Consider the following 24023-nt stretch of genomic DNA (forward strand, 5'->3'; position numbering starts at 1 on the left):
CCGCAAGGTGGCCTGAATTGGATGGTTTACTGAATAAAACTTATTGCTGGTCTTCTACGTAAATACCGGCAGATATAATGGCGCCGCCAATTCGGCGTCTGCCATAAAGCAAAGGGACTGGGTATCCCTGAGAGGCAGTGTTCGTCACTCCCCCAAAGGCGTAGGACGCTTTATTGTCAGCGGATTCTTTTCGTGCCAGGCCAGCTGGCTGTGGGGAAAGCATCTGAACGACGCCACCGAGCATCATAGCACCGCCCATCATTGCCATCTTAGAACCAACAGCCCAACCTACACCGGTCCACCCAGAAACATATCCAACGATAACCCCAACTGCAACCAAAGCCGCGCCCATAATTGTTTGTAAAACACCTGCTTTTTTACTACCAATGACAACCGGAATTATGCGTAAAACCTCTCCTGTAAGAGGAAATGATAAATCACGTTCACCAATATTTTTTTTGCCCTTAAATACTGCAAACGTTATCCCTTTTTCCTTGCTTTTATTAAGAAATTTTTCAAAACCCTCTAAGGTACAACATAAGGCTCTAACAGCTTCAGATGAGTTTGAAACAAGTCTTTGATGATACTTCCCAAAAGTTTTACCCAAAATTCCGCCTAATTCTATTTTTGTCATTACCTCTTTCATGCTCACCCCAATAAAAAACCCACCGAGGTGGGTTTGTTTCGTTATTTAAATTCACATGCAACTTTTCGCAGCTTTTCCCCAAGGGTCATTCCAACCTTTGGATATAGCATAAACATGAACGTTGCTTCCACCTTCTTTGGAAGGTTCTATTTTTGCTATGGATACAGTTCCTAATAAATCATCCGACGCGACAATTTTATACCCTGTCTCAGTAGGGATAACTGAGCTTGATGGCCTTAATTCAACCCATTTAGGAGCAAGGCACTTACTTATTTTATCTATGCTTTTTTGTGAATTTCCGGAATATATTGGCTCTTGCGATTCCAAAGAACTTGCCATACAACCACTAAGCATAAACATTGAAAATAGCAGGGCTGTTTTTTTCATCTCCATATCCTTTTTAGATGCCATTTCCTTAAAGGTTAACATAGAGACTTATACCGAACGACCTTCATTGTCCTTTCCATCCAGTACCCACCATACGGCACGCGCTTGCTGAGATGGCCATAGAGGTGATGCAGCAGCAGGTTCCCTTCCAGCAGAATCCCGGCGTGGTTCCACTTATCCGCCTGCACCTGCATGATCACCATATCACCCGGTTGTGGTGGGCCATCAAACTCACGGAACCCGCATTCATACCAGCAGTCCTGATAAAAATTGTCCGGATACTCCTTTTCCCACCACGGATAATCGACGCGGTAATCGTGCAGCTCGATGCCGTGGGTTTGCCGAAAATAGCTCATCACCAGGCCCCAGCAATCGTAGTGGCCCAGCACGAATGGTCGCTCGAGGAGCGGCAACTCACCACGCGGGTGGATGGTACGGAGATCGCCTTCTGGCCAGCTGATAATATGCCAGGGGAGAAGGGTCGCGTCGCATTGCGCTTTATCCAGTTCGCTCGGCTGGGTGGTGGCATCAGGATGGCTGTGAACAATACCGGTGATCGTTCCCCATTCCTCAACCTCTGCATAATCCTCCGGCGCCAGCACAAAATTATCTTTCGACTCTGTGGACAGGTTCCGGCAGGGGAAATAACGCTCCGCTCGGCCCCTCTGGGCGACGAGGCCGCAGGCCTCGCGCGGATATTCTGCGGCCGCATGTTCCTGGATGGCCTTAATCGTTTTCTGACGCATATCAGCTCCTGATTAATGAGGTGCCGGGGAACCCGCCAAACGGCAGTTCACTATTCTCACCATGACGTAATTTACAGGCCGTGAGCGTGCCGTTGCAGACATCCTGCGACGGGTCATCAACTGGCTGATTGTTCCTGTCAAAATACCGGGTGCCGGCATAGTCGCACCCGTTACCGCTGCGGTACTGATTGCGGATACACCAGGTGCAAATCGCATGCAGCTGGCGAGTGGGGATCATCATCCCCTGCAGGGCAAACGGGCTGGAGAGAGTAAACTCCACCTTCTCATCGTCTTCATAATGCTTTACGTCAATGAAGAAAAGGCGCCGTTTCTCCTGCGTCGGATCGGCTGAGGCATTCCCGTCCGGGAAGTTCTTCGCATCGAGATACTGTTTTTGTGTGTCGTGGATGACAACCCGCGCCAGAGCCAGATCGTCGTAATGAAGACAGAGCGCGGATATCTTCCCGTCGATGTTCCCTACCCGCAGCGTTGGCTGCGCGTCACTGCCCGTGGTGGAGGACTCGATCCCTTCGATTTCACATGGCCAGGCTTTATACTCCCGCCCCTGCCACCAGATGCTTTTCGCCGGCAGCTTATCCAGGTCGCCGCCAGCGGCGAGGATTTCGGCTGCAGTATGGGGAACGTTATAGCCGTGGAAATACAAAACCTCATCCAGGCCAAACGCCTGGCCATCGATCTCCAGGAGACGAACCTCATCGCCTGGCTCTAACTTCTGATAATTCGCGTTAAGGCTCATGGTTTAAATGCCTGAATAAAAGTGGCTGAAAGTGAGTAATTTCCGCCGCCTAACGGCACCGGTTTGTATTGTTCGCAGCGGTAAAGCCCCACCTCTTCCAGAGGCGGGGTCCACTGAAACGCGCGAGTGCCGGCATGACGGTCGAGGAACTGCTTAATCGGGCGGATATAGTCCTCCGTACCGACAAAACTCAGCTCCCAATCCTGTGATCGGGTGTTAATACCATCGCCGGATACCTGCGCATACCCGTCACCGAACTGCGCCTTCCGGACACGAAAGTTAACGGTCTGCTGGGGATTAACCCGCGGACTCCAGGTGAATATCTCAATAGCCATCAACGTTGCCCTTTAACTGCATTCCAGACCATCCCGCCAGGGCGCATATCCTGCGCCATCAGCTCCCTGTATTTTTTCTCCACAAACGAGCCGATCTGCTGGCCAAACTGCTCAAAACCAGACGGCGCCTGCGTTGAGGTGTTTCCGCCTTCAATCGTGATAAAGACTTTTGGCCCTTCCGACGCGCCGGCGTTCTGACCACCACCGACAGCGCGTACACCCAGCGAACCATCGCCGGCACGCGTCAGCGGCATGATGGCCTCCGGCCCGGCCTCGCCAAATACGCCGGCCCCTTTTGCGAAGGCGAAGAACTGCGGAGAGTCGTAGACCTGGTTGCTGTATGCGCTCAGCGACGGCGAGTCGTAAACGCCGCCTTTGGCGTTGAACTGGAAGTTACTGGCGGCATTCTGGATCGCCGTCCCCGAGCCTGCGCCCGCAGCGCCCGTGACAACGCTGGTCCCGACGCCCACCACGCCCATAATGGTTTGCATGACGGAACTGGTGACCAGCGCCTGAGCGGCCATATCAACGAGGTTTTTTATGATCGACTGCGTGAGCGAGGAAAACAGGTCAGCCATATTCTCCTTAAAGCTTCTCGTCCGCGTCAGCATGCTCGTCAGGAAGTTGCTTGAGCGCTCATGGGCCGTTTCAAATAACCCGACGGCCATGCTCTGGAATTCTCCCTGTGATCGGTATAACTCCAGTGACGTCTGATACTGCGCATCGGCGGATTCTTTCGTCGCCTTCTGCATCAGCATTTCGTACTGTTCTTTGCTGATCGCGCTGCCCTGGTAGTACGCCTGCAGCAATGCCTGCCGCTGCGCAAGCTGATTGCGCAGCGAGACAAGTGGATCAACTTCGCCGGCGATATCCAGTGCCGGCGCAGCGATTTCATCGGCATGCGCCTGCAGCAGCTCTTTCGCAGTATCTCTGGCCAGCGTTATTCGTGCGGCCTGGTACTCTTTTTCATCAAGAAGGCGGGCTTTGAAAAGCTCAGCCAGGTCCCGGCTGGCTTCCTGCTCTTTTCGCAGAGTTTCCTGGGCGGGGGAATACTGCGCAGCCAGATCCAGTCGTTGTTTCTGGTAGTTCTCTGCATTCATTAACAGCGCGCGCTGCAGGTCAGCATCACTGGCGCCATTTTTCTTCGCCGCTTCCTGCAGCTCCCTGTTGCTGTCCTTTTCCTGCAGGTTAATTCTGGCCAGGCTGGATGCATGGGCTTCTTCAATTTGCTGCCGTAGCGTTTTGAACTGGTCGACCTGGGACTTACTGCCTTTCCCCGTGCCGGTACCGCCATCGCCGCCCCAGGGATTTCCATCTCCGGTCTCTTTGGGGGGCGTGCTTAACGCTCCTTTCAGATCGTCCGTAAGAGAGGTTATTTTTCCCGATAAACCCAGCTGAGCCAGTGTTTTTGCATCACTGACACGCTTAATGTTTTCCTCGGTTTTGCGGAGTCCCTCGTTAACGCTATCGAGATCCGCCCGTGCCCGCGTCTGGTCTTTTGTCACCCCTTCCAGCTGGCCGAAGGGGTCAAACCCTTTCAGGCTGCCGATACGACTGTCGGCATCCTGAATCTCTTTTATCAGCTGGTTACGCTGCACGACCTGGTTTTCGTACTGATCCTCCAGGTCGAACTGCTTCACATTTAACTGGTTAAGCGAGAGGCGCATCAGCGCTTCACTGGTTTCGACTACGGCATCTTTTAAATCAATGGCCGATTGCCGGGCTTCTTTTGCCTGTTGATGGAAATACAGTAATGCAGAGCCAGCCAGCGTCGCCGCGCCAACCGGACCACCAACAAAAGCCAGGGCGCCTCTTGCCAGGCCCACCGCAACGGAGGCCGCACGGGCTGATATCGACAATTGCCGGTTTGCCGCTGCCAGTTTCAGTTTCGCCTGGCTGGCCAGATTGGTTTGCTCAGTTTCCTGTCGGATGAGGCGGGTAAACTCATCCTGGTAACTGATATTCATCCCGTACTGTTTAGCCGTCCGCTCCATCTGCCGGTAGTGGCCAAACTCAGCGTCGTTCTGTTTCAGGATGGCAGCTGTCGAATCCAGCGTTTTGCGGGCAATATCCGCATCAGCCTGCGCCCGCGCTTTTACCGCCGCCTGGCTTTCCCGCCAGGCCGCGATATTCTCCCGCAGCCCTGCAGTCAGTTTCGTGGATAACACGGGGATCAGGCTGTAAAGCGCCACGCTGGAGACGGTGTTGAAATTGTCTGCCAGGCTGTTCAGTGCCTCCGTGGCAACCTGAATCCCGCTGCGGAGTGGCCCGTTACTGCTCTGGCCGATCTTAATGACCATCCCTTCAAACGCACTGCTCAGCCCCAGCAAATCGCCGTTCAGGTTGTTAACCCTGATGGATGCCTGCTCATGCGCCGTTTTGGTACCGGTCAGGGAAGCGGTCAGTTCATCAAGCTTTGAACGGTTCTGGACCAGGATAGACGCCGCATTCAGGTTCTCCACGCCAAACAGTTTTACGGCCTGGGCCGTGGAGAGATTTTTCCCGGAAAGATTGGTCAGCGCCTGGCTGAGACCAACCACGGACGGCTTGAGGCTATTGTCCGTGCCCTTTTCCAGATTCAGGATGACGTTACGCAGCGCCGTGCCGGCTTCACCGCCTTTAATTTCACGCTCTGCCAGCACCTGAATCGCGGCATTCAGCTGCTCAAAACCAACGCCGGCCTGTGCGGCTGCGACGCCACCATTTTTAATGGCAGCCGCCGTATCCACAATCTCCGACGACCCGTACTTCGCGCCGGCGGCCAGCACGTTGATATAACGATCCGCCTCCTGCGCGCTCGCCCCGTACTGGTTCAAGGAGAGCGCCAGCGTTCTGGTCGCATCGGGCAACGTTGTGCCGGCGGCCTGCGCCAGGATAAGCGCGCTGTTCGTAGCCTTCTGCAGTCCATCGGACGTTTTTAAAAGCTCCGGTTTAGCCGACGCCATCAGCTTTAGCGCTTCGGCGGCCTGGCTGGCGCTGTACTCTGTCGTGCGTCCCATTTCCTGCGCAGCCAGATCCAGCGCTTTCATTTCAGCTGCAGTCGCACCGGTGATGGCCTGCAGGTCTGATAACGCCTGTCCATATTGTCTGGACGTGGTGACGATCGTGCCGATGGAAAGGCCGGCTCCTGCCAGCCCCGCCAGCCGGCTGGCCATCCCGGATATCGACAGACCGACCTTCTTATAGGCGTCCTCCGTCTTTTTCGCGTCCGCCTGGGCATTACGGTTGAACCGTCGTGACTGGTTCTCCGCATCGCCATACGCTCCCAGCAGCTGGGATTTAAAACTGGCTGCGTTCAGGTGCAGCCCGACCGCTAAAGATGCGACGTCTGCCATTACATTAATGCCCTCATGACTGCCGCGCATTCATCATCGACCCGGGATGGCGCAGGTGTGGTTTCGGTAGGTGGCGCGTTTTCATCGCCAGGACGGCGGAAAGTGCCTTGTTTCAGGAAGTAGGCTCGCCAGTGGTACAGAGTGTTGGCCGGCAATGCGGCAATTTTGGATGGGTCAGGCTCGCCCCAGCGGTCGGCCAGCCAGAAGATCAGCTCCAGCCAGGGCGAGTCACTCAGTTTTTTTCCGCTTCCTCCAGCTTGCCGATTGCGTGTTGCTTCACTTTTTCCACAGCGGCCAGCAGTTCGGGGTTTTCATGGGCCTTCAGCAGCTCGGCTGCCGTGGGTTTAAATTCATCCGGAATGGCCGTTCCATCCGGCTGAACCAGTGCATCGATGACGATCTGAATGACTTGCTCCGATGCCTCGCGCGCTGCGCCAGCTTTTGCGGTTTCAGCCATTTTCTCTTCGTAGCTGATGAGGTAATCCCCGGTCAGGCGGCGGATGAATACGGTGGCGCCAAATAACTCGGTTTTAATGACGGTTGGCTCCGATTTAAGCAACGCGGATTTCAGCGTGGACAGGTAATCTTTATCTTTCACAGGTAGTCCTTAAAAATAAAAAGCCACCCGAAGGTGGCTGTTTACAGGTTAAGTTAATCAGGCGCCGCCGGAGACAGCGACGGTTCCCCAGGTGATCTTGTTCTGTTTACCCTGAACAGTGATCTGGATGACCTCATTCGCCGGAGCGGCGATTTCATTCATCTGCCACCCGGACAGCGCCAGGAGCATCGTCGCTGTTCGCTTGTTGGGTAATTCGACGTATAACTGGATGGTCTTGCGGGCCTCTGCTGCGTTCAGCAGCGCGGCAAAATCGGTATTGCCCGGATCATCAATGAAGCCCAGCGACTTTTCAGGCCCGTCAGGCAGATCGCTGATGGACTGTTTCTGCTTATCCAGTAACGTGGTGCAGTCGACAAAGCCCCCCGTCTGCCCCATTGCACCCAGCGCTTTACAGTTAATCAGCGGTTTCAGCGCTGACGTGGCAGCGCCAGGCTCCCCGTATTTCACAATGGTGCCCGCCGGCAACATCGCATATTCAGGCGAAGTTTTATCAGCCATGTTTCTCTCTCTTTTTATACGGCAGCGGATGCTACCTGTTTTCAATGCCGTTTCGGATTTCCACGGTTAACACGCGCAAAACGGTCTGGAGGTTGTAATCCAGGGCGGGTCGGATAAAGGGGTCTGCAACCTGTTTAACCGTGCCAAGCTCCTGCGCCAGCGCCTTCATATGGTGCTGCTTGCTGGGGCCAACACGGAGCGTTACAACCGCGTTCCCTTTACCCTTGCGGGTGGAAGAGCGGATTTTGATTGAGTCCCGCATGTGCGGCCCGGCAGACGTTTCGTCAAAGCCGGCATGCTGCTTCATATCTTCCTCGACGACCTTTAGCGCTTCGCGCCCGGCATCCCGCAATACCTTCGTCGCCACTTTTTCGCCCAGGGCCATTAACTGCCGCTCCAGCTCATCCAGCCCTTTAACTTCCATTCGAATCACGAGGAGTCCTCCACGTAGTGAATGATGAAATCGCGGGTCAGGCGATACTGAATGCGACGATTCGTCAGCTGGTTTTTATCCTGATGGATACCGCCTCGCTCCACATACTGAACCGGGATACCCTCCAGCTGGCCATGAACGACGGACTTCAGTTCCGTCCAGATTTTTTTATCCAGCTGCAGCAGTGAGGTGTAATCATCGAGACGGTACAGATTCACCTGGATACGGGCAGATACGATCCCCGTTCGCAACATTCCCGAGACCATTTCCGGGTCAGAGATACGCTGAAAGGTCGCACCTTCCTGGACCGTGTCCGGCAGTAAAAGCGGATACGCATTCATGCCGGTGATGCGCTCCAGCGCACCCTTAATCGCCAGCTCTATCATGCCGCCCGTCAGCCTCCCCCGTGATAATGATCCGGTCTGTTTTGCGGTCGATATTCCGGACGGTATAAACCAGATTTTTCGTCGTGATTTTCCAGTCAATATCAACCAGCACGCCCGGATAGACCGTGAACAGGCAGGTTTCCACCACCTGCTGCTGATCCAGCGTGCGGACTTTTCGCCCCGATACCAGCTCCCGTTTTGCCCACGCTTTTCCCGATTCAACCTGCTTTTCCGGTAGCGGTTCGCCCAGCGGCCCACGACCGGACTGAACGTAGCTAATTGCAATGCGACAGTTCATATCACCCGGTTTCAGGCTCATAGCGTATGCTCCTGCAGGGGGAAAAGAAGATGCCTCACCGCAGCGGTTTCCAGCCACTGTCCGGTATGGCCATTCAGATACGCATCGCTGACCAGAAACTGAATAGCCAGCCGGATATCTTCATCCGCGATAAATCCGCGGACGGTCTCCGGGAGCGCCTGCAGCTCTTCATCACTGGTGACCAGCTTGCAGTAGTAATCACGCTCGATGCTCCGCTGCGCGGCGTTCACCATTTGCGTGAGCATGGCATCATGCTCCGTGAAGTCCAGTTCCAGGCGTAGCTGGGTTTTCACATCATCCAATGTCAGTATCAAAATCGCTGTCTCCCGGCTTCGGTTTCAGCGCACGTTCGGCATCCTCCGGCCATACCGCGATACGCCGCTTAACCAGTTCTTCGGCGCGCGATCCTTCAAAGCACGCGATATCTCCACGGGAATAACGGTGGTGCGGCCCAAGGAACACAACGGATTTACGCTCTGCCTGTGCGACCACGGTCGCATGGTTGTCCTGTGTGCCTGTTTCTTCCGGCTCCACTGCTTTATTTTTCGCAGCCATAACATTCTCCTGAAAGGGAAAAGCCCGCATATGCGGGCCGTATTTACTGAGGGATGGGTTAGAACAGGACGCCGGTACCCAGCACCAGGCCTTCCGGATGACGGAAGCCAATATCATGCTCAGTAACAACGCGGATTAGCGACTGGTTACGGGAAAACGCAGATACCAGGGTGCCATCGGCATCGATGTAAGAGGCTTCCTTCGAGAAGTCGACTTTCATATTGCCGTCTTCAGCGATAACCACATCATTGAAGTCAGCAAAGTAAATCTCAGTCTCCTTACCCCCGGTCCCCAGATTCGCAGGGATCGCGCTGGTACGCTGAACCGGATATCCTTTAAGTAATCCCTGAGCCATTTCCGGATAGACTTTGTTGCCGTTGCCGTCACGCAGCCCAAACAACTTCATATAGGTACGGTTCGACATGCCCCAGCCGCTGCTGATCATATTGCTGTTGCCGTCCATCGCCATCAAAATGATCTTGTCCAGGTACTCGTCAACTGTGTTCAGGTTGATCGCTGCATCAGCTTCCCACGGCAGCAGGCGGTTCCACTGCGTCGCGCGCGCCTTCATACCAATCGGTGTATCGCCGGTACCGTCATCGCGCATAAAGGCTTTATCCTCACGCACTGAGATGGCGGTCAGAATATCCTGCAGGACCAGCTGCTCGACGTTGAATCCGGCGCGGCCAATCAGTGCATTGGAAATAGGCACCATCGCAATCAGAGTTTTCGCCGTCAGTTTTACATCATCAAAGCGTGTTTCTGATGTCTTGGCGTCTTTGTTTTCTCCTGTGTAGCTTGCCGTTGCTCCACCGGCCACGCGTGGTAGCGTCATATTACCGTTAGGCAGCGGAACGGGACGGGCACCCAGCTTGCGGACGATGGTTCGGTCGCTCAGTAGCTCGATCACCTCACTGTGGAGGTTCTGCGGAATAAGCACACCACCGGACGCCGCTGCGGTGGAAATGGCCATCGATACGGACTGGTCATTCAGCTCTTCTGAAGCGAATTTTGCCGCGTCCTGCAGATTCCCTGCGCCTGCGGCGACAGACATAACCAGTCGGGTCATGCCAGCACCGGTGTACTGTTTAGGCTCCTGCTTAACAATAATGCCGGGGGCCTGCTGAGTCGCTTTCACGGGTTTTGCGACCAGCGCCGCAGCACGTTCGGCGGCTTCCAGGCGTTCAATTTTGGCGCTGATATCAGTGAACTGCTGCTGCAGGTTCGCAAACTCCGTCAGCTGCTCCGCAGTCAGCGTGCTGCCGCTGGCGTCAATGGTTGCCAGGGCCTGAACCTGTTCGTTGATACCCGCACGCTGACGACGCAATTCTTCAATCTGTGGCATTTGATTTCTCTCTTTTTAGACATAAAAAAAGCAGCCTGCTGGCTGCTTAAGGTGACGCGGTTTGTGTTTGCGCCGGGTTACATTTTGGTTTGCAGGTCCATCGCGGCTGCCTGCATCTGAATGGAGGTTTTTTGACGGGGTTGCTGATACTTTGCCGCGATAGCATTGATCGCCGCCTGGGGGTCAGAGACTTCATCCGCCAGGCCGGCAGACACCGCGCCAGGGCCAAAATACAGCCCCGCCTGCGTATCAATGACGGCCTGCTGCTTCAGGCCGCGATATTCGGCCACCGACCCCGTAAACGTCTTGTACATTTCGTCGATCATGCCCTGGAACATACCCAGCGACTCTTCACTCAGTGGTTCATGTTGGGTGCCGTTATTTTTGTTATCTCCCCGGTAAATGGTGGTGAACGTCAGCCCCATTTTTTCTTCCATCTTCGACGTATCGAGGTGCTCCATGATCACACCAATCGACCCCACGCCACTGGTCTGGCTGACGATGATTTTGCTGCAGGCCGATGCGATGAAATACGCGGCGGAATACGCGCTGTAGTTCACAATCGCCGTGATGGGCTTCGTATCGCGAGACTGATAAATGTAATCGGCCAGCTCCTTGCACCCCACCGCTGCGCCGCCGCCGGAGTTAATATCCAGAACGATTTCGCTGATTGAGGGGTCGTTTAACGCCGCCTGCAACTGCCCGCGGATCCGCTCGTAGCTGGTCAGCTCGGAGCACATCGCCGTAATCTGCCCCCGGCGTGGAACGAGAATGCCGTGAACGGGGATCACCGCCACCCCGCCGGTGGGCTGGACCTGCTCAGCAGCAGGTGATTTACCCGGATTCAATGCCATCTGAATGGCGGCATCTTCGGTGATCCCCTGAATACGGGGGATGAGCACCGCTTTCACGGAGTCCATTGTTTGCCGCGTCACGTAATGCGGCACGCCAAAGACCATATCTGCCAGGTGCGGCAGGTTAATTAATTTCGTTGTCATGTTGTCTTCCAGGTCATCCCGCGCGGCGGGAAATAATCAGGCTCTGGCCAGAAGGGTTTCGATTTCGGCCAGCTGTTTTGCTGTCGGCGATTTATCGCCAGGAAGGATCTTCGCGCTGTCGACCATGTTGAGCGGCGTCAGGTATTTATCCCCGCCGGCAATTGGCGGCAGATTCTCCATACGCCGGATATCGTTAGTGGATAGCCATCCCCACTGGCGGCCCAGCGCATAAGATTCATAGCGTGATTTCTGATCGCCTCGCAGCAGCCCGGAAACATTGAACTCGATGTACAAATCGCGGCGTTCGCTGGGCAGAAGCAGATCGCGCTGCAGCGCACCCTCATGGCGTTTCAGCCAGGCCAGCAGCGTATACATCACGAACTGCAGGCCCTGGTGCTCGATGTTGTTGTTGGTTGCTTTCGCCAGCATCTGCACCATATGTGGCGGGATTTTATAGAGCCGGCAGACCTCTTCCACGCCCCACTGCCGCGACTGTAGCAGCTGCGCCTTTTCGTTATCCTGCGACAGTTGTTTGTAGCTCATGCCCTCCTGCAGCAATGCCACAGAGAACATATTGTGAATACCGGAATGGCGCTCGGTCCATTTCGCCAGCAGGCGATCAATAGCATCCTGGCTTTTAATGGTCGCAGCCTCTTTCGGACGCTCTATCACCCCGCTCATCGTTGTCCCGCGCCGGAATGTCGCGGCCGCATGCTCCTCAACCGCCAGATTCAGCCCCAGAACATCGGCGTTCGTCTGAATTGGGGAACTGCCGATATAGCCATCCAGAGAAAAGACCTTCACATGGTGCATCATGCGCATCGGCAGAATTTCGCCGACTTCCGGGAGTTCGTAATACGGCATACCGTCCGGCCCTTTCAGCACAATGACCTTTTTCGGGTTAATGGGGATCAGCTCTTTCGGGTAGCCTTTTCCGTCCCGTTCGATGATCGAGTAGCAATTTCCCTCAAGCCCCAGCAACCCCTGCTGCTGCTCGAAATACTCGAATGAGGTGTCTTTCCTGTTGGGCTGGGAGTGAATCAGGTCATAAACCGGGTGGTCCGTCGCACGCTGGCGCCCGCCATTTTTATCCCGCCGGTAGAGTTCGCACGGCAGCTGCGCGACTGACTCCGCCAGGAGGGTGACACAGGCCCGGACCGCTGAAAGTCCAAGAGCGGTTTCCGGCGTGATTATGATGCCAGTTTTGCTCTGGCTTGAACGAACCCCGCCCAGCATGGCTTCCCAGAAGCTATTACCCGAGTATTGTCGGCCCCTGAACATCTGGGGTAGGAACATTATTTACCTCCGCCATTGCTGATGCCGGAGGAAAAGGCCCGGGTTGTCATATATGACCAGCCCAGACAAATAATCCCTCCTGTTATCAATCCCACTGATGGAGAAATAAGCCAGGCACCTGCGGATAACAATCCAGCACCAGTGAGGCCGACAATAAAACTCAGAACTGAAATTAGCATGCTATATCTTCCTCATCGTATACGGATGTCATCACTGAACTGTTGAGCATGGCGCGCCCCAGCCCCATCATTAAACCAACCGCACCATCTATCTTGTTCTGCCGCCCTTCTTTCCCGGGACGCACAATATCGTCACTTCCGGGAAGGTACTGGCCGACGATATTGGAAATACACCAGTTCATGACAGGGTGTCCGTCATGATGGAATCTCCCCGAGATGAGCGCAGCCTCAATCTCTCTCATAGGATCACTCATATGGGTAAAATTTTGTCTTATCTCGACAGGCTCAAGCCCCTCTTCCTCAAGCATGTGACGTAATGAAGTCGCGCCATAAGGATCAATGGGGCATTGGGCAATTTTTACGGTATTCCGCAGCTTCAGGATCGTTTCAAATATCAGCCTGTAATCAACTTCGCCACCATCGGTCGGGATCAACTTACCCTGCCGGACAAAGGACTGATAACGTTCTGCGGTACTTTTCAGCGCGGTCTCCTGCGAGTAAATGGTTTCTTCTGGTGCCCAGAACAGAGGAGAAACACAGTAAAAATGTGTTATTCCGTCTATTTCACGACGAAAAACTGGAACCACGGCATTGAGGTCAACTTTCGAGGCCAGATCTATACCCAGCCAGCATTCTTCCCCTTCAAAATCTGACAACTTAAGGTTTTTATCGGCTGCATCCATCCATTTTCTCAGGTCGTAATAAGCTGATTTTGCGCTTACCCAGCGATTGAAATGCTTGGTCAGAATCTTGTTTGTCTGCCCGGGCGTCGACATACCCAATAATTGTTTAGCCCGGAGAAAATCTGCTTTTACCGAAATGCCATAGTTGGGGTTTGCCTTGATTAATGCCTCAGGAGTCGTCCAGTCATCATCGTCATCAAGGCCATAAATCAGCCCAAATATGGTTTCATTTTCCTCGCCATTACGGGTTCTCCGCAGGATCTCGACAACCTGAGTACGCTTTTCATAGCAAGGGGATGTAATGTCATAGCCGGCGGTGGTGATGATCAGTGTCATCGGTTGTTCACGAGCCCCCATACCGGTGGTCATGGTGGTGTAAAGCGCATCAGTAGTATGTTCGTGATATTCATCAATGATGGCGCATGATGGCGAATCACCATCCCCCGGGTCACCGATCACAGGAGCAAAAACCGAACCGTCAGGGCGCGTCATTTTTTTTGCCCAAGGTTTTATCGAGAATTTTTGCCGCAATGCCGGCAGCTTTTTCACCATTTGCAGCGCCGGAGAAAATACCTTCCATGCCTGTTTTTCAGTCGTGGCGCCGCAATAGACTTCTGCACCATGCTCGCCATCTGCACAAAACATATAATTTCCTACAGCAGCGGCAATAGCGGATTTCCCGTTCTTCCTGGGCACCTCGATATAGATTTCAGAGAAACGACGCAGGCCTGTCTTCTTGTGTACCCATCCAAACGGTACGCCAAGAGCGAACTTCTGCCAGGCTTCAAATTCAATCCGGAGTTTACGCCGGGCCCATTCCCCTGAGGTATGAGGCATTTTCTGGGCAAAACGAAGAAATCGTTCTGCTTTGTTTTTATCGAAGCGGTAGGGCCAGTGGGGATCCTTTGCTCGTTCGAGGTCGTCCAGATGTCGCTGACAGGCAAGTACCGTTAACTGACACGCCAGAATCTTCCCGCCAACGATATCCCGCGCATACTGGTTCGCCGCATTGACGTTCGGATAGGTAGCCATCAGTCAAACTCATCGAATTCATTCCCGTCATCGTCCGGATCCTTTTGTCCGCTGGTCATGCGAAGACGACTGAGCGGATCTAACCCCAACAGAGAGCCGAGGCGGGCAAGCTGGGAAACCGAGTCATTCCGGACATTAACTGCAGGGTGTTTTTTCAAGCCCCCCATTTCACTTTCTGAGGTCAGTCCGCTGGCCAGCATTTTTTCGGCTTCGAGCATCAGATGAAAAGCATTGCAGTAAGCCAGCAACAAAGGTGCGTCCTCCAGCTCAAACACCCCTCGGTCGATGAGTATTTTGCTTTGCGTCTTCCACATTCTTATTGCCGCCTCCCCCATTAACTCAGCGGGAGGCGCAATACGTGTTAATTTGCTTTTTTGCCCGGTGGGTAAAGTGGGTTTTCGGCCACCACCGGACGATCGAATTCCTCCGGCCATAAACGTTCCTTTGATAGATGAAACCTTCCGGAAAAAAGTTTCTTATTTCTGGCGTGTAAAAATAGACTTCAACGGGCAGTCCCGAAGCGCGAAAGGGGTCAGGGATTTGATCCCCCCTCCCCCCTGGCTGCAGCTGCCTCAGTCGAGGTGGAGGTCGTCATTCCGGCTGCGCCGGCGGCGAATACGGTTCGCACTGCGTGGGCCGGCATATCTCAGACGTTCAATGAACACCAGTTGTTATACCGGCGGTCAGGATCCTGTCGCTGTAGCAGATTCTCCATCGACCTGCAGTACGCTTTCTGGAAGCCGTTCATCTAATGGCTGGTTCTCGAAAACCTTCATCCCAAACTGACCGATCCAGGTGCTAACTGAGTTGATGTTCCCTGCGATGAAGTCGGTCACCTCGGCGATCAATCCTTTAACGACGACATCCGTGCTCTGACGCCAGTAATTCTCAATCGCGACCAGCAACGGATCGGAACCATTACTGACAGATTGTTCACCTACGCTATACGTTTTTTTCTTCGCGCTATCGGTTATACATCGCAGCTGGCTGGTCTGGACGGCTCCAACCTCTGCTGCAATTACCTGCATCGTCAACGTAGCCACTTTGTTCCCGTCTGCATCAGCGCTGGATGCATAGAACATGGAGAGCGTCAGATCCGTGCGTTTAAACATCATTGCTTACCTCCCCTACGATGGCGGGAACGACGACCGCCGGGAAACGGAGATTGTTGATCCTGTACCAGCTCACCCACTAAAGGTTCCTGAGCCGACTCAGCAGCCGGTGCCGGTGCAATATCATGCGCAATCGTCAGTTTCAGCAGTGGGCGGCCGCCCTGGACATGCTCAAAATGGATGCCATGCACGGCTTCATTCATTCGTGACTGACCATCCGTCTCCAGAACGGTCAAAACGCCATCAACGTATTCAATTTTGAAACTCTTCATCGGGTTCTCTCTGTTGCTGTTTTCTTGCTGTGGCAGGTCCAGCACAATGACTCCAGATTAAAGTCATCATCGGTACCGCCATGAGCTTTAGGAATGATGTGGTCGACACTTGAGGCTTTCGTGGCAATACCGTCTCGCCTGCAGTTCTGACAAAGGTATTTATCCCTCTTCATGATACGGGCCCGTTTAATTTCCCACGGTCGACCATAACCACGTTCCTGCCGAGTTTTTCCGGGCTGGTAGTTACGCCAGCCATCACCAGCGTGTTGCTGCCGATGCATCTCACAGTATCCACCGACATCATTGGTCACAGTCGCGCATCCTCTGTGCCGGCAAGGTCGTTTAGCTCGTGGCGGCATAAGCATCCTCGAGCATGAGTTGAGGGAGAAGAGTTAAAGCGGTACTGTCGATGGGAAACTCTGAAACGGGCAGCGATGAGCAGGACAATCCGTCACACTCAATCCCCTCCAGCTTCTCGTCTACGTATGCAATTTTTAAGTTCTTCATCGCGTTACCTTTTGCGAATAAAAAAGCCCCGCAGATGCGAGGCTACTGGTTAAATATCAGGGTGTTACTGTGAAAGCTCAGAGTGTAAGGTTGCGGCTCAGCCTATCTGTGGTGGGACACAGTTAAACATTGTACTTGCAGAGGAATGGCTGATTAGCTCTGCTTAAGGAATAGATATGATCAAGAAGCATATACGCCTAGAAATGGAATCAAACGCCCAAACAATCGACGAATTGAACAAGGAAATTGGGCAATTGAAATGTGTCGTTGGTTTTTTGATGACTCAATTAACACCTGATTCCAGGCAGGCTGTCATTGATAACTTGAAAGAATTTGGACTAAATGATTCAGCCAAGGAATTTACTCAGTTCCTTTAAAAATTGCCAAACCTACTATATTAATTTTCCAACCTTGTGAATGATTGGGTTGGGTCTCAGGCGTAATAGTGGATTCATCCCTTTCGCCTGAGACAGATTCAAATCTTGAAAATGTAAGTTTTAGCGTTTTCATGTTGTTGTTCCTCATTTTTATCCCCGACAAGGGATATCGGTTATTTTATCCCTTATCGGGGATAGACGTTCGCGCCGATTCGTAAATCCGCTCACAGGTCATTCCTGTTTCCCCTGATTGGTTTTATCAAATATTTTCGTCCAGGATGTCCTCAAACCATTAAACCGACTAAAAAAAGGCCGCATAGGTATGCGACCTTTGGTTAGTAACAGTTAGAAACCTAAAATCTCTCAGGAGCCACCCGGGAGAGATTTTCTGCTTGCTAAATGACCTCTGCCGTTTCGGTGTTGGCTGGCAGTGGTAACGTGAGGATAGCTTCATTTCAGCCATCGATATCATTTAAATGGATGAATAGCTTATTAGACCAGTAATTCGCGATTCTCAAGAACATTAACCAGAACAACAGACGTCTGTGCTTATTTTTTTAGCGCAATGATCCGTTAGTCACCAGTAACTAACATATTATTCGATGGTTCCTTAGACAGTGACCCATAAATCTAATTGTTTAATGTACCATTGGATGGGCACACAAATAACCACACCATCCCCAAAGTTAACAGATTTGATAACACACCCTTGTGGCGGAAAAAATTCCGCACCAGTCTGGGGCCGGATCGAGCGCTCAATGCCGTAACGATAACCGCATGGTAGTTGTGGTAGTAAGTTTACTGTCATGAGTGGCTACTTAGTTAAGAGTGGTTTGAGATCCTATAGTGCATGACATCCCCTGAATTAGATACAAACATTTCGATGCTGAAAGCTTGAATGTCTTGTTTTCAGATTTTTTGTTCACTTAAGGCCACTTATTTCATGTGCTATGCCTGTTACTTACTCACCGCCCGATAGTACGCCTGCCAGCGATACTTATCCAAACGGAGCTGGCGCAGGCATTGAGCGGTTTCTACATCAGACTGTAAATCTTCATCGCTGTCATTCCCTGCGTCACTTGCTTTGCACGGCGGGCTCATCAAATCCGGGGATGGAGTTGGCAGCATCGATGGCGCGCTGACGCAACTGCACAGCAGCATCATCAAACCTACACACAGTACGATTCGGAGACTGAACATATTTCACCACGTCGCGGGTTATTGTTTTGTAGATGACCTTACCCGCTTCGTTAGCAGTCGCGGCCTTTTCCTCTACAGGCTTAATGGCATTCTCGGCCTTCTCTCTCTTCTTCGCAGCCTGAGCATTGATGTGATCAGCGTGGGAACTCCATCCCATACGCCATGAAATGGCACAGGACATTAGCAGGATTGCTATTGCGATGATAACGGCGGTTAAGCGACTCATCTTTGCTCCCATAAACACACTTCACGCTCAATTTCCCTCCGGGTAATAAGTCCTTTCCACTGCTTACCTTTGGCATAGGTCCAGCGGCGCAGCTGATCACACGCACCTTTCTGGTCACCCTGGTTGATTTTGCGAAGCAGAGTAGAGGTCTGGAAGTTCCCGGCTCCGACGTTATAGGCGAATGAGTACAGAGCCCCACGCATTGTTTCTGGGATCGGTTTTTTGATGTAAGGGTTGATCTGCCAGGCGACGGTATTCAGGTCTTTATTTAGTAGCGCCCGACACTCTGCCTCGGTATAGGTTTTGCCGAGCATGATGTCTTTACCTGCGTGGCCGTAGCAAACCGTCCAGACACCTACCACATCCTGATAAGGGGAGTATCGCATTCCCTCAAGCCCATCATTACCCATCGGGCCAGTGATGAGTGCAGAGGCAATCGCCAGGGCCCCGCCGCCCACCGCCGCAAGAACAGTTTTACGTAGTGTCGGAGACATTATTCACCTCGAGCAGCTTTTCGCCGGTCTTCTTTAATTTTGAAGTACAGATTCGTCAGGTATGTCAGCAAGCCAAATACCAGACTTCCCAGAACACCAATAGCGGCCCACTGGGATGGGGATACTTTGTCGAGCAATTGCAACATCCAGAACCCCGCGTTACCTGCGGACGTTCCGTAGGCAATACCTGTTGTTAGCTTGTCCATTCGATACATACTCCACCTCCGGATTAACGGGGTGCTTTGTGCGTGTAGGGGGTCAGGCCCATCGGGCTGATTTAACAACGAGCCGTATCGATGATGATTCCCGTGAGCCTGAAACGAAAAAGGCCACGCAAATGCGCAGCCTCTGAATAGGTGCCGCACAGTGGCGGCATATTTCCCCTTCTGTTATTGTAGGTTTGCGAAGACTAACAACCAGCAAGAGGAAAATTCTATATGAATAAAACTCGTCAAGTTGTAGGTGACCATATGCCGCCTGGACTTAGACCTAAACCAAAACCTGCGCCTGCAAAGCCACCGGCTGCACCCGCAAAATCTAAATAGGTGATTTATGTGCCGAGACGACGTGATTTTTGATCTTCATTACTCTTATTTTCTTGAAAATATGTTTTCTACCCTAATGGGTAGGATGGATAAAACTATGTCTCTTTTTCTCATCGTCTTGGGCGGCACAGCTTTTGCACCTTTTAGTAATGCTTTTATTTTTGGCGTTTCGGTAGCAACCCTTTCGGCAGCACAATTTATTTTCCAGCCTGGAAAGCAGGAGGGTATTTCGTCTGAGCACGCAAAAAAATACCTCCAACTCATCAGCATCTCTGATAGTCTGGATGATGAAACACTACTGAAACGGTTTAATGAACTTCAATCCCTGGACTCCAAACCGTGGAGCGTTCTTAAAAATGCCGCCCAACGGCGCGCCACGATAGTACTCGATCTGCACGACATTCAACCAGAACTAACTCGGTGGGAAAGTCTGTGGTCATGGTTTGCAGGGGATTTACCCGTAAAAGAGCGATATGAGCATCAGAGCCATTGATACATACGAGCCGAATCCTGGGAGCCACAGACCCATCAATCCCAGACCTGTTCCAAAACCGCGATAAGTCATTATATAAGCCCCGGAATGCGGGGCTTCTCACTTATGGAACTAAATCACCAGCTTAGGCTGGCATGTGCATTTACAGTTCTTTGTTCGTATCTACATCCAGTGCTGAACGAAAATTTTCAAACTAGGTATAAAAACGAAGAAAAATAAATATGCGCGCATCTCTACTCCTGAATTAATTGGTTTACGAAAACTACTACTGCCAGCCAATTATCTCAGAGTGAAAGCCAAAAAATTCCAATTAAGCGGTAAAAAATAAAAATTTTTTCGACAAAATCTCATCAAAAGTCACTTTTACAACTTTCACTAAAAGTCACTTTTCAAGCAGAGTTCGGCGATATGACAGGGGTACTGATGCAGCGCATCTCGCGAATACCCCTGTCGTATCGCCGGAAAGCAAAAACCCCGCATGCGCGGGGTCTTCGTTATATTCAGATTGTCGCTTTTTGCCGCTGCCGAGTGGCGCAGCTCTGCCAAGCATGAAGGGATTATCTGATTTTCTGGCCCGTTTTCAATACCAAAAAGGGGGAATAGCACTTTTTGTTAATCCACATGAATCGCCTTATGAACAGCCAGGAAAGCTTTTGCTCTGAATATTTCTAGGCACCAGCGCACTCTTTTCCGGGCCTCACTGTCTGTTAACCATGGAGCCACCAGCTGTAATTCCCGTGTTATGTCTGAGATTTTTTTACGGGTGGTGTAATAGTTAACGCCAACGAGATAAACCGGATCGCCCGTTTCAAATATCGCCAGTACACATCGTTCAACAAATTCAACATCATCCTCAGTGATCGCAGCGTCAATGGCGAGCGTTGCAGGCTTCGGCCACAAAATGGCATGCGCCCTGCTTAGTGCCTGCCGCCCGCGATAGCCTTCACTCCTTGCCTGCTCGATTGCTGCCGTAAAGCGCTCTAATGCTCTATCTGACCAGTGATCACCCTTCATACCTCGCCAGCATGAATGTCCTGATGGTTTGCGCGGGGCCGCACCTCCTCTCATACCTTCTCCCCATACAGTAAGCAGAGATTTTATCCAGGCGGACTGAATGCCATTAAGGGGAGTGAATCGGCCCAGCCAGCTTTTGCGCGGGGCGGCGGCCACTGTTTCTAATCCTGCACGGTGTAGACGGCGTTGACGTGGTGTCATTCTGTTCTTCTCCTTACTACGCCAGAACGCCGAGCGAGTATGCCCGGTCCAGCAATTTAATAATCAATACCGGCTGGGTGCCGTATTCACGCTCAAAAGCGGCAGGGTCATGGTGCAAAGCACGGTGGTGCTTGCGGCATAATGGGATCGTAAAAACATCGTGGGCCTTGGTGCCTACGCCGCCCTGCCCCCAGCCAATAAGATGGTGTGCATCATCTGCAGGCTGCCCGCAGCACATACACGGTTGTGTTTTAACCCATGAGATAAAATCAGCTGATAACCATCGGCTCCGCTTAGGTCTCGCGAATAGTGTCGCCGGAGCAACAGGATCGACGTTCACAGGAACCAGAGGTTTGCCCGGCGTTGTTATTGCCGTTGGCTTGATTGTTTTTTCGAGACGGGGAGAAAGAATACTGGTGGCCGGTACCGACGGAACAATCTCACTCTCCCTGTAAACCGATTTAATGCCATCGTCTTTAATACGCAGGGATCGGCGCGCCATTTCTTCTGTAATTTCATCGCCAATCCCGGCGCCTACCGCCCACCAGCATAGCTCCGCCAGTGACAATGAGCGCTGAGCGTCCAGACCAAGCGCGATGCGGACAGTGTCGATTACCCAGTCAGCGTTGTTAACACCTACCAGTTGATCGAGGGTTTGTTCCGTTTGGTTTTTCAGCTCATTATCACAGTGCCAGCATGCGATTATTACACCCGTCGAATGGCGAAACGGGACAAGCTCATGGTGATGGTAATCGGAATGTTTCCACTGACAGTTTTTAACCTGCCTACGCAACCATGACTCGAGGGCACTAACCCCACCAGCTGCAGTGATAACTGCCTTCTTCATGAAAAAAGGTCTGATCCCCATATCATCCCGCAACGGCTGCCGGGCATCAGGAAGACGTCCGCTGGGTATCTTTTTCATGCTTGCCGGCGGCATTTCAACAAGAACCCGGCCGGCACCGAATAACGGCATTAATTCACTACCCGGCTTAAGCAGCACAATTCCAAGATGGCGTGCAATATCCACGTTAAGCAAAGCTCGCATCAGTCCCTCCACATCTTCTGTATGTAGGTCCTGTCAATCCGTGGCGGCTTCTTCGATTCCGGCAACAACACGCGGATCTCCCACGATGCAAAGTCTCTGGATAAGCTCTTCTCAACCACACAGTTATTTTTACGGTATCGCTCCACCAGCTCTGTAGCCTCAGTCTCTGAAAGCTGCTCGTGTAAAAACCAACTTTTCTTCATGGCTGATCACCGAACAGTCGCAAAAACTCAATCGCTCTTTCCCGCGCTCCGGGTTCTTCAGCGATCATTTCCTGCAGCAGCTGCACGGCGAGCATAGGCTCCTTTCGCCCGACGATGGAAATTCCTCTGGAGACACGGCGAGAGAGTTTTATAAAATTTTTTCTCTCTAACGCACGCAGATGCAACAGGACAGCATTAGACGAGCTAACGCCGAGCATATCGGCCAGCTCAGATAGCGTAGGTGGGTAGCCATGCTGATTGATGTAGGCCACCAGCAGATCGAAAACTTCCTGCTGGCGAAAAGTTAGTTTTGAAGACGAAAGCAAACCGGCGCTCGCTGAAGGAGCACCAGTCTGATGGGATTTTGATACTTCGGGGGTTTGCGTCATGGTTTCTCTCCGCGACGCAGCAGGTATAGGTTGTTCAGGCCTATGACGGGATTGTAACAGAACCAGGCGGAACCTGGTAACCAACTCCAGACTTTGCCTTTTCAATCATCTGTGAAAATAGAGAGAGAGTCCCCACGATCTCATCCGGCTGCAAAGGCATAAACGAAACAGTATCGCCGCGCCGGTACATCAGAGCGCGCTCACACACAGGAAAGGATGTCAGACGAGCAACGATCACCCCATCGTCGCATCTGATAATTGCATAGCCGGTGTTCGGCATTTCTTGTTTTTTACTCACAGCAAAATCCTCAAAGTAAACCAGGCAAGCCACTGGACCTCAACTTAACAGAACCAGTCATCAGCGCTTTCCCAGGTGTCCTGCAGGATTTCCTCTACACGTTTTTTATCTCCGTCCATTCCACCAAGCACGGTCAACCCATCAGAGTTGGCCCGACGAATCACAAGACTGCAGTTATTAAAGTTTTGATCCAATCGCCGCAGTAGCTCCTTCTCCAGAGCAGGCACAGCGCCATCTGGCAATTTTTTTTGGCGATCAATTGTGATTTCCACTTTCATAACTAGCTCCTCACGCAAGTACTGTATAAATAAACAGTATACTTGTTAGGTGAAATGTTCAAGCGTTTAATGCCACTTTTCGCTAACCCATGCTCATGTTTAGATTGATCTTTTCTCCACAAAGGACGAAATCCGCTATCACAGGGATACAGTCATTTTTGTAGTGATCAACACCGTTGATAAGAAACGTTGCTACTTCTGGCGTACACCCGAATTTATTAAGATGGTCAGTAGACACGTGGCAATGTAAGTATCCCTGCAAAACGAACCATCAATTTTTAAAGGGCCTCTGGCGCTCTAGATTCCGCTCTTAGCACACAGGGGATGTCCAGGGCTCGGGGGTACTCCCCTGGACGCATGGCCCAGATTGACCATTATGATTTTTTATGGTTTTGTGAAGATAAAAATAACGACAGAGCCAAAAAGACTAAAATTGAAGAGGAGCACTACCATGAGCAACCCAGAAATAAAAAATAAGGGCCATGAACCTCCGGATGGTCTTCCTCGTTATCGTCTCCTGACAGGTAAGGATGACGCTAAATTTTGTCATCGAGTTTCAGAAGCACTGGCGCTTGGTTATCAACTGTATGGTTCCCCCGCCGCGACGTTTAATGGGCAGGATGTGATTGTTGCCCAGGCTATCATATGGCCTGAGGTACAGCAGAATCAGGCTTCGTGGCAATGAGTGGGCTCACAGCGTCCGGAATCCGCCCGGTGCCGTAAATCACCGCAAGGTCTGTCATAAGGTAATTTCATCACGCATCGCGACACCTTTTTCTTTACGCAGGCCTTCTCTTTCACTGTTTGTCAGAACTGT

Annotated in this window: 35 protein-coding genes; 3 read left to right on the forward strand and 32 right to left on the reverse strand. The window is 52.1% G+C overall.

What is annotated here, in order from left to right; translation table 11 throughout:
• Positions 1-40 precede the first annotated feature (40 nt).
• The 23 genes from ACOI7D_RS02015 to ACOI7D_RS02125 form a co-directional block, all read right to left on the reverse strand.
• Positions 41-646, reverse strand: coding sequence for a tail assembly protein (locus ACOI7D_RS02015; protein WP_032432808.1), 606 nt, complete (start codon positions 644-646; stop codon positions 41-43).
• A 51-nt stretch (positions 647-697) separates the two neighbouring features.
• Positions 698-1033 (reverse strand): hypothetical protein, encoded by a 336-nt coding sequence (locus ACOI7D_RS02020; RefSeq protein WP_031280393.1) that lies wholly within the window; start codon positions 1031-1033, stop codon positions 698-700.
• Between the two features lie 35 nt (positions 1034-1068).
• Positions 1069-1779 (reverse strand): C40 family peptidase, encoded by a 711-nt coding sequence (locus tag ACOI7D_RS02025; protein WP_044522210.1) that lies wholly within the window; start codon positions 1777-1779, stop codon positions 1069-1071.
• Position 1780: 1 nt separating this feature from the next.
• Complete coding sequence (locus ACOI7D_RS02030) at positions 1781-2536, reverse strand: phage minor tail protein L (RefSeq protein WP_023289191.1); 756 nt, start codon at positions 2534-2536, stop codon at positions 1781-1783.
• Complete coding sequence (locus ACOI7D_RS02035; RefSeq protein ID WP_017880254.1) at positions 2533-2871, reverse strand: phage tail protein; 339 nt, start codon at positions 2869-2871, stop codon at positions 2533-2535. Before ACOI7D_RS02035 ends, ACOI7D_RS02030 begins: the two co-directional genes overlap by 4 nt.
• Positions 2871-6206 carry a phage tail tape measure protein gene (locus tag ACOI7D_RS02040; RefSeq protein WP_109547516.1) on the reverse strand — a complete coding sequence of 1112 codons (3336 nt, stop codon included), beginning with the start codon at positions 6204-6206 and terminating at the stop codon, positions 2871-2873. The genes ACOI7D_RS02035 and ACOI7D_RS02040 overlap by 1 nt, the downstream gene beginning before the upstream one ends.
• A gap of 232 nt (positions 6207-6438) precedes the next feature.
• Positions 6439-6804: a phage tail protein gene (locus ACOI7D_RS02045; RefSeq protein ID WP_014228914.1), complete on the reverse strand. Its 366-nt coding sequence runs from the start codon at positions 6802-6804 to the stop codon at positions 6439-6441.
• Positions 6805-6861: 57 nt separating this feature from the next.
• Complete coding sequence (locus ACOI7D_RS02050; protein WP_014228913.1) at positions 6862-7323, reverse strand: major tail shaft subunit; 462 nt, start codon at positions 7321-7323, stop codon at positions 6862-6864.
• A gap of 31 nt (positions 7324-7354) precedes the next feature.
• Positions 7355-7747 carry an HK97-gp10 family putative phage morphogenesis protein gene (locus ACOI7D_RS02055; RefSeq protein ID WP_014228912.1) on the reverse strand — a complete coding sequence of 131 codons (393 nt, stop codon included), beginning with the start codon at positions 7745-7747 and terminating at the stop codon, positions 7355-7357.
• 5 nt (positions 7748-7752) lie between these two features.
• Positions 7753-8142: a hypothetical protein gene (locus ACOI7D_RS02060; protein WP_017880258.1), complete on the reverse strand. Its 390-nt coding sequence runs from the start codon at positions 8140-8142 to the stop codon at positions 7753-7755.
• Positions 8123-8461 (reverse strand): head-tail adaptor protein, encoded by a 339-nt coding sequence (locus ACOI7D_RS02065; RefSeq protein WP_014228910.1) that lies wholly within the window; start codon positions 8459-8461, stop codon positions 8123-8125. The genes ACOI7D_RS02060 and ACOI7D_RS02065 overlap by 20 nt, the downstream gene beginning before the upstream one ends.
• A complete protein-coding gene (locus tag ACOI7D_RS02070; protein WP_020317538.1) occupies positions 8458-8775 on the reverse strand; it encodes a head-tail connector protein in 318 nt (105 codons plus the stop codon). Before ACOI7D_RS02070 ends, ACOI7D_RS02065 begins: the two co-directional genes overlap by 4 nt.
• Entirely contained in the window at positions 8756-9016 is a 261-nt protein-coding gene (locus tag ACOI7D_RS02075; RefSeq protein WP_014907814.1) for a hypothetical protein, read from the reverse strand. Before ACOI7D_RS02075 ends, ACOI7D_RS02070 begins: the two co-directional genes overlap by 20 nt.
• A gap of 58 nt (positions 9017-9074) precedes the next feature.
• Positions 9075-10361: a phage major capsid protein gene (locus ACOI7D_RS02080; RefSeq protein WP_017898995.1), complete on the reverse strand. Its 1287-nt coding sequence runs from the start codon at positions 10359-10361 to the stop codon at positions 9075-9077.
• Positions 10362-10438: 77 nt separating this feature from the next.
• Positions 10439-11359: a S49 family peptidase gene (locus tag ACOI7D_RS02085; protein ID WP_044522193.1), complete on the reverse strand. Its 921-nt coding sequence runs from the start codon at positions 11357-11359 to the stop codon at positions 10439-10441.
• 36 nt (positions 11360-11395) lie between these two features.
• Positions 11396-12655, reverse strand: coding sequence for a phage portal protein (locus ACOI7D_RS02090; protein WP_012542166.1), 1260 nt, complete (start codon positions 12653-12655; stop codon positions 11396-11398).
• On the reverse strand, positions 12655-12834 hold the full coding sequence (locus tag ACOI7D_RS02095; RefSeq protein ID WP_032418045.1) for a hypothetical protein: 180 nt from the start codon (positions 12832-12834) through the stop codon (positions 12655-12657). Before ACOI7D_RS02095 ends, ACOI7D_RS02090 begins: the two co-directional genes overlap by 1 nt.
• The gene (locus ACOI7D_RS02100; protein ID WP_012542167.1) at positions 12828-14549 is read right to left on the reverse strand and encodes a terminase large subunit; all 1722 of its coding nucleotides are present in this window, start codon (positions 14547-14549) and stop codon (positions 12828-12830) included. Before ACOI7D_RS02100 ends, ACOI7D_RS02095 begins: the two co-directional genes overlap by 7 nt.
• Positions 14549-14983, reverse strand: a complete 435-nt coding sequence (locus ACOI7D_RS02105; protein WP_012542168.1) for a phage terminase small subunit P27 family — start codon at positions 14981-14983, stop codon at positions 14549-14551. The genes ACOI7D_RS02100 and ACOI7D_RS02105 overlap by 1 nt, the downstream gene beginning before the upstream one ends.
• Before the next feature lie 249 nt (positions 14984-15232).
• Positions 15233-15664, reverse strand: a complete 432-nt coding sequence (locus tag ACOI7D_RS02110) for a hypothetical protein (protein ID WP_077255369.1) — start codon at positions 15662-15664, stop codon at positions 15233-15235.
• Positions 15661-15978, reverse strand: coding sequence for a hypothetical protein (locus ACOI7D_RS02115; RefSeq protein ID WP_014228902.1), 318 nt, complete (start codon positions 15976-15978; stop codon positions 15661-15663). The genes ACOI7D_RS02110 and ACOI7D_RS02115 overlap by 4 nt, the downstream gene beginning before the upstream one ends.
• Entirely contained in the window at positions 15930-16292 is a 363-nt protein-coding gene (locus ACOI7D_RS02120; protein WP_014228901.1) for an HNH endonuclease, read from the reverse strand. The genes ACOI7D_RS02115 and ACOI7D_RS02120 overlap by 49 nt, the downstream gene beginning before the upstream one ends.
• Complete coding sequence (locus ACOI7D_RS02125) at positions 16276-16440, reverse strand: hypothetical protein (protein ID WP_165454527.1); 165 nt, start codon at positions 16438-16440, stop codon at positions 16276-16278. Before ACOI7D_RS02125 ends, ACOI7D_RS02120 begins: the two co-directional genes overlap by 17 nt.
• Positions 16441-16616: 176 nt before the next feature.
• Here ACOI7D_RS02125 and ACOI7D_RS02130 point away from each other — a divergent pair, with 176 nt between their 5' ends.
• Positions 16617-16817 (forward strand): hypothetical protein, encoded by a 201-nt coding sequence (locus tag ACOI7D_RS02130; RefSeq protein ID WP_016160651.1) that lies wholly within the window; start codon positions 16617-16619, stop codon positions 16815-16817.
• Here the strand turns inward: ACOI7D_RS02130 and ACOI7D_RS02135 are convergent.
• The 4 genes from ACOI7D_RS02135 to ACOI7D_RS02150 all read right to left on the reverse strand — a co-directional run bounded on the left by ACOI7D_RS02135 (position 16801) and on the right by ACOI7D_RS02150 (position 18952).
• Entirely contained in the window at positions 16801-16950 is a 150-nt protein-coding gene (locus tag ACOI7D_RS02135) for a hypothetical protein (RefSeq protein WP_156732021.1), read from the reverse strand. The genes ACOI7D_RS02130 and ACOI7D_RS02135 overlap by 17 nt on opposite strands.
• Before the next feature lie 942 nt (positions 16951-17892).
• Positions 17893-18243, reverse strand: coding sequence for a hypothetical protein (locus tag ACOI7D_RS02140; protein ID WP_281166434.1), 351 nt, complete (start codon positions 18241-18243; stop codon positions 17893-17895).
• On the reverse strand, positions 18240-18737 hold the full coding sequence (locus tag ACOI7D_RS02145; RefSeq protein ID WP_040174246.1) for a lysozyme: 498 nt from the start codon (positions 18735-18737) through the stop codon (positions 18240-18242). The genes ACOI7D_RS02140 and ACOI7D_RS02145 overlap by 4 nt, the downstream gene beginning before the upstream one ends.
• Positions 18737-18952 carry a class II holin family protein gene (locus ACOI7D_RS02150; RefSeq protein WP_016160648.1) on the reverse strand — a complete coding sequence of 72 codons (216 nt, stop codon included), beginning with the start codon at positions 18950-18952 and terminating at the stop codon, positions 18737-18739. Before ACOI7D_RS02150 ends, ACOI7D_RS02145 begins: the two co-directional genes overlap by 1 nt.
• A gap of 427 nt (positions 18953-19379) precedes the next feature.
• On the opposite strand from ACOI7D_RS02150, the gene ACOI7D_RS02155 reads away from it, so the two are divergent.
• Complete coding sequence (locus ACOI7D_RS02155; RefSeq protein ID WP_052469698.1) at positions 19380-19775, forward strand: hypothetical protein; 396 nt, start codon at positions 19380-19382, stop codon at positions 19773-19775.
• Positions 19776-20387: 612 nt separating this feature from the next.
• Here the strand turns inward: ACOI7D_RS02155 and ACOI7D_RS02160 are convergent.
• From ACOI7D_RS02160 to ACOI7D_RS02180, 5 genes are all read right to left on the reverse strand, one after another.
• Positions 20388-20990: a hypothetical protein gene (locus ACOI7D_RS02160; RefSeq protein WP_044522175.1), complete on the reverse strand. Its 603-nt coding sequence runs from the start codon at positions 20988-20990 to the stop codon at positions 20388-20390.
• 16 nt (positions 20991-21006) lie between these two features.
• Positions 21007-22038, reverse strand: coding sequence for a DUF968 domain-containing protein (locus ACOI7D_RS02165; RefSeq protein ID WP_044522167.1), 1032 nt, complete (start codon positions 22036-22038; stop codon positions 21007-21009).
• Positions 22039-22237: 199 nt separating this feature from the next.
• Positions 22238-22630, reverse strand: coding sequence for a DNA-binding protein (locus ACOI7D_RS02170; RefSeq protein WP_051017642.1), 393 nt, complete (start codon positions 22628-22630; stop codon positions 22238-22240).
• Between the two features lie 40 nt (positions 22631-22670).
• Positions 22671-22910, reverse strand: coding sequence for a hypothetical protein (locus tag ACOI7D_RS02175; RefSeq protein WP_050597314.1), 240 nt, complete (start codon positions 22908-22910; stop codon positions 22671-22673).
• 62 nt (positions 22911-22972) lie between these two features.
• The gene (locus tag ACOI7D_RS02180; protein WP_032414031.1) at positions 22973-23206 is read right to left on the reverse strand and encodes a DinI family protein; all 234 of its coding nucleotides are present in this window, start codon (positions 23204-23206) and stop codon (positions 22973-22975) included.
• Positions 23207-23657: 451 nt separating this feature from the next.
• Between ACOI7D_RS02180 and ACOI7D_RS02185 the strand changes: the two genes are divergently transcribed.
• A complete protein-coding gene (locus tag ACOI7D_RS02185) occupies positions 23658-23891 on the forward strand; it encodes a DUF1737 domain-containing protein (RefSeq protein ID WP_072013413.1) in 234 nt (77 codons plus the stop codon).
• Positions 23892-24023 lie beyond the last annotated feature (132 nt).

Origin of the sequence: Klebsiella sp. C360, assembly GCF_048822415.1 — a bacterium.
In the GTDB taxonomy this organism is placed as follows: domain Bacteria; phylum Pseudomonadota; class Gammaproteobacteria; order Enterobacterales; family Enterobacteriaceae; genus Klebsiella; species Klebsiella quasipneumoniae.

Excerpts from the sequence above, each read along its gene's own strand:
- ACOI7D_RS02015 (WP_032432808.1), bottom strand. The coding sequence starts at position 646 with ATGAAAGAGGTAATGACAAAAATAGAATTAGGCGGAATTTTGGGTAAA.
- ACOI7D_RS02020 (WP_031280393.1), bottom strand. The coding sequence starts at position 1,033 with ATGAAAAAAACAGCCCTGCTATTTTCAATGTTTATGCTTAGTGGTTGT.
- ACOI7D_RS02025 (WP_044522210.1), bottom strand. The coding sequence starts at position 1,779 with ATGCGTCAGAAAACGATTAAGGCCATCCAGGAACATGCGGCCGCAGAA.
- ACOI7D_RS02030 (WP_023289191.1), bottom strand. The coding sequence starts at position 2,536 with ATGAGCCTTAACGCGAATTATCAGAAGTTAGAGCCAGGCGATGAGGTT.
- ACOI7D_RS02035 (WP_017880254.1), bottom strand. The coding sequence starts at position 2,871 with ATGGCTATTGAGATATTCACCTGGAGTCCGCGGGTTAATCCCCAGCAG.
- ACOI7D_RS02040 (WP_109547516.1), bottom strand. The coding sequence starts at position 6,206 with ATGGCAGACGTCGCATCTTTAGCGGTCGGGCTGCACCTGAACGCAGCC.
- ACOI7D_RS02050 (WP_014228913.1), bottom strand. The coding sequence starts at position 7,323 with ATGGCTGATAAAACTTCGCCTGAATATGCGATGTTGCCGGCGGGCACC.
- ACOI7D_RS02055 (WP_014228912.1), bottom strand. The coding sequence starts at position 7,747 with ATGGAAGTTAAAGGGCTGGATGAGCTGGAGCGGCAGTTAATGGCCCTG.
- ACOI7D_RS02060 (WP_017880258.1), bottom strand. The coding sequence starts at position 8,142 with ATGATAGAGCTGGCGATTAAGGGTGCGCTGGAGCGCATCACCGGCATG.
- ACOI7D_RS02065 (WP_014228910.1), bottom strand. The coding sequence starts at position 8,461 with ATGAGCCTGAAACCGGGTGATATGAACTGTCGCATTGCAATTAGCTAC.
- ACOI7D_RS02075 (WP_014907814.1), bottom strand. The coding sequence starts at position 9,016 with ATGGCTGCGAAAAATAAAGCAGTGGAGCCGGAAGAAACAGGCACACAG.
- ACOI7D_RS02080 (WP_017898995.1), bottom strand. The coding sequence starts at position 10,361 with ATGCCACAGATTGAAGAATTGCGTCGTCAGCGTGCGGGTATCAACGAA.
- ACOI7D_RS02085 (WP_044522193.1), bottom strand. The coding sequence starts at position 11,359 with ATGACAACGAAATTAATTAACCTGCCGCACCTGGCAGATATGGTCTTT.
- ACOI7D_RS02090 (WP_012542166.1), bottom strand. The coding sequence starts at position 12,655 with ATGTTCCTACCCCAGATGTTCAGGGGCCGACAATACTCGGGTAATAGC.
- ACOI7D_RS02095 (WP_032418045.1), bottom strand. The coding sequence starts at position 12,834 with ATGCTAATTTCAGTTCTGAGTTTTATTGTCGGCCTCACTGGTGCTGGA.
- ACOI7D_RS02100 (WP_012542167.1), bottom strand. The coding sequence starts at position 14,549 with ATGGCTACCTATCCGAACGTCAATGCGGCGAACCAGTATGCGCGGGAT.
- ACOI7D_RS02105 (WP_012542168.1), bottom strand. The coding sequence starts at position 14,983 with ATGGCCGGAGGAATTCGATCGTCCGGTGGTGGCCGAAAACCCACTTTA.
- ACOI7D_RS02110 (WP_077255369.1), bottom strand. The coding sequence starts at position 15,664 with ATGATGTTTAAACGCACGGATCTGACGCTCTCCATGTTCTATGCATCC.
- ACOI7D_RS02120 (WP_014228901.1), bottom strand. The coding sequence starts at position 16,292 with ATGCCGCCACGAGCTAAACGACCTTGCCGGCACAGAGGATGCGCGACT.
- ACOI7D_RS02125 (WP_165454527.1), bottom strand. The coding sequence starts at position 16,440 with ATGAAGAACTTAAAAATTGCATACGTAGACGAGAAGCTGGAGGGGATT.
- ACOI7D_RS02130 (WP_016160651.1), top strand. The coding sequence starts at position 16,617 with ATGATCAAGAAGCATATACGCCTAGAAATGGAATCAAACGCCCAAACA.
- ACOI7D_RS02135 (WP_156732021.1), bottom strand. The coding sequence starts at position 16,950 with ATGAAAACGCTAAAACTTACATTTTCAAGATTTGAATCTGTCTCAGGC.
- ACOI7D_RS02140 (WP_281166434.1), bottom strand. The coding sequence starts at position 18,243 with ATGAGTCGCTTAACCGCCGTTATCATCGCAATAGCAATCCTGCTAATG.
- ACOI7D_RS02145 (WP_040174246.1), bottom strand. The coding sequence starts at position 18,737 with ATGTCTCCGACACTACGTAAAACTGTTCTTGCGGCGGTGGGCGGCGGG.
- ACOI7D_RS02150 (WP_016160648.1), bottom strand. The coding sequence starts at position 18,952 with ATGTATCGAATGGACAAGCTAACAACAGGTATTGCCTACGGAACGTCC.
- ACOI7D_RS02155 (WP_052469698.1), top strand. The coding sequence starts at position 19,380 with ATGTCTCTTTTTCTCATCGTCTTGGGCGGCACAGCTTTTGCACCTTTT.
- ACOI7D_RS02160 (WP_044522175.1), bottom strand. The coding sequence starts at position 20,990 with ATGACACCACGTCAACGCCGTCTACACCGTGCAGGATTAGAAACAGTG.
- ACOI7D_RS02165 (WP_044522167.1), bottom strand. The coding sequence starts at position 22,038 with ATGCGAGCTTTGCTTAACGTGGATATTGCACGCCATCTTGGAATTGTG.
- ACOI7D_RS02170 (WP_051017642.1), bottom strand. The coding sequence starts at position 22,630 with ATGACGCAAACCCCCGAAGTATCAAAATCCCATCAGACTGGTGCTCCT.
- ACOI7D_RS02175 (WP_050597314.1), bottom strand. The coding sequence starts at position 22,910 with ATGCCGAACACCGGCTATGCAATTATCAGATGCGACGATGGGGTGATC.
- ACOI7D_RS02180 (WP_032414031.1), bottom strand. The coding sequence starts at position 23,206 with ATGAAAGTGGAAATCACAATTGATCGCCAAAAAAAATTGCCAGATGGC.
- ACOI7D_RS02185 (WP_072013413.1), top strand. The coding sequence starts at position 23,658 with ATGAGCAACCCAGAAATAAAAAATAAGGGCCATGAACCTCCGGATGGT.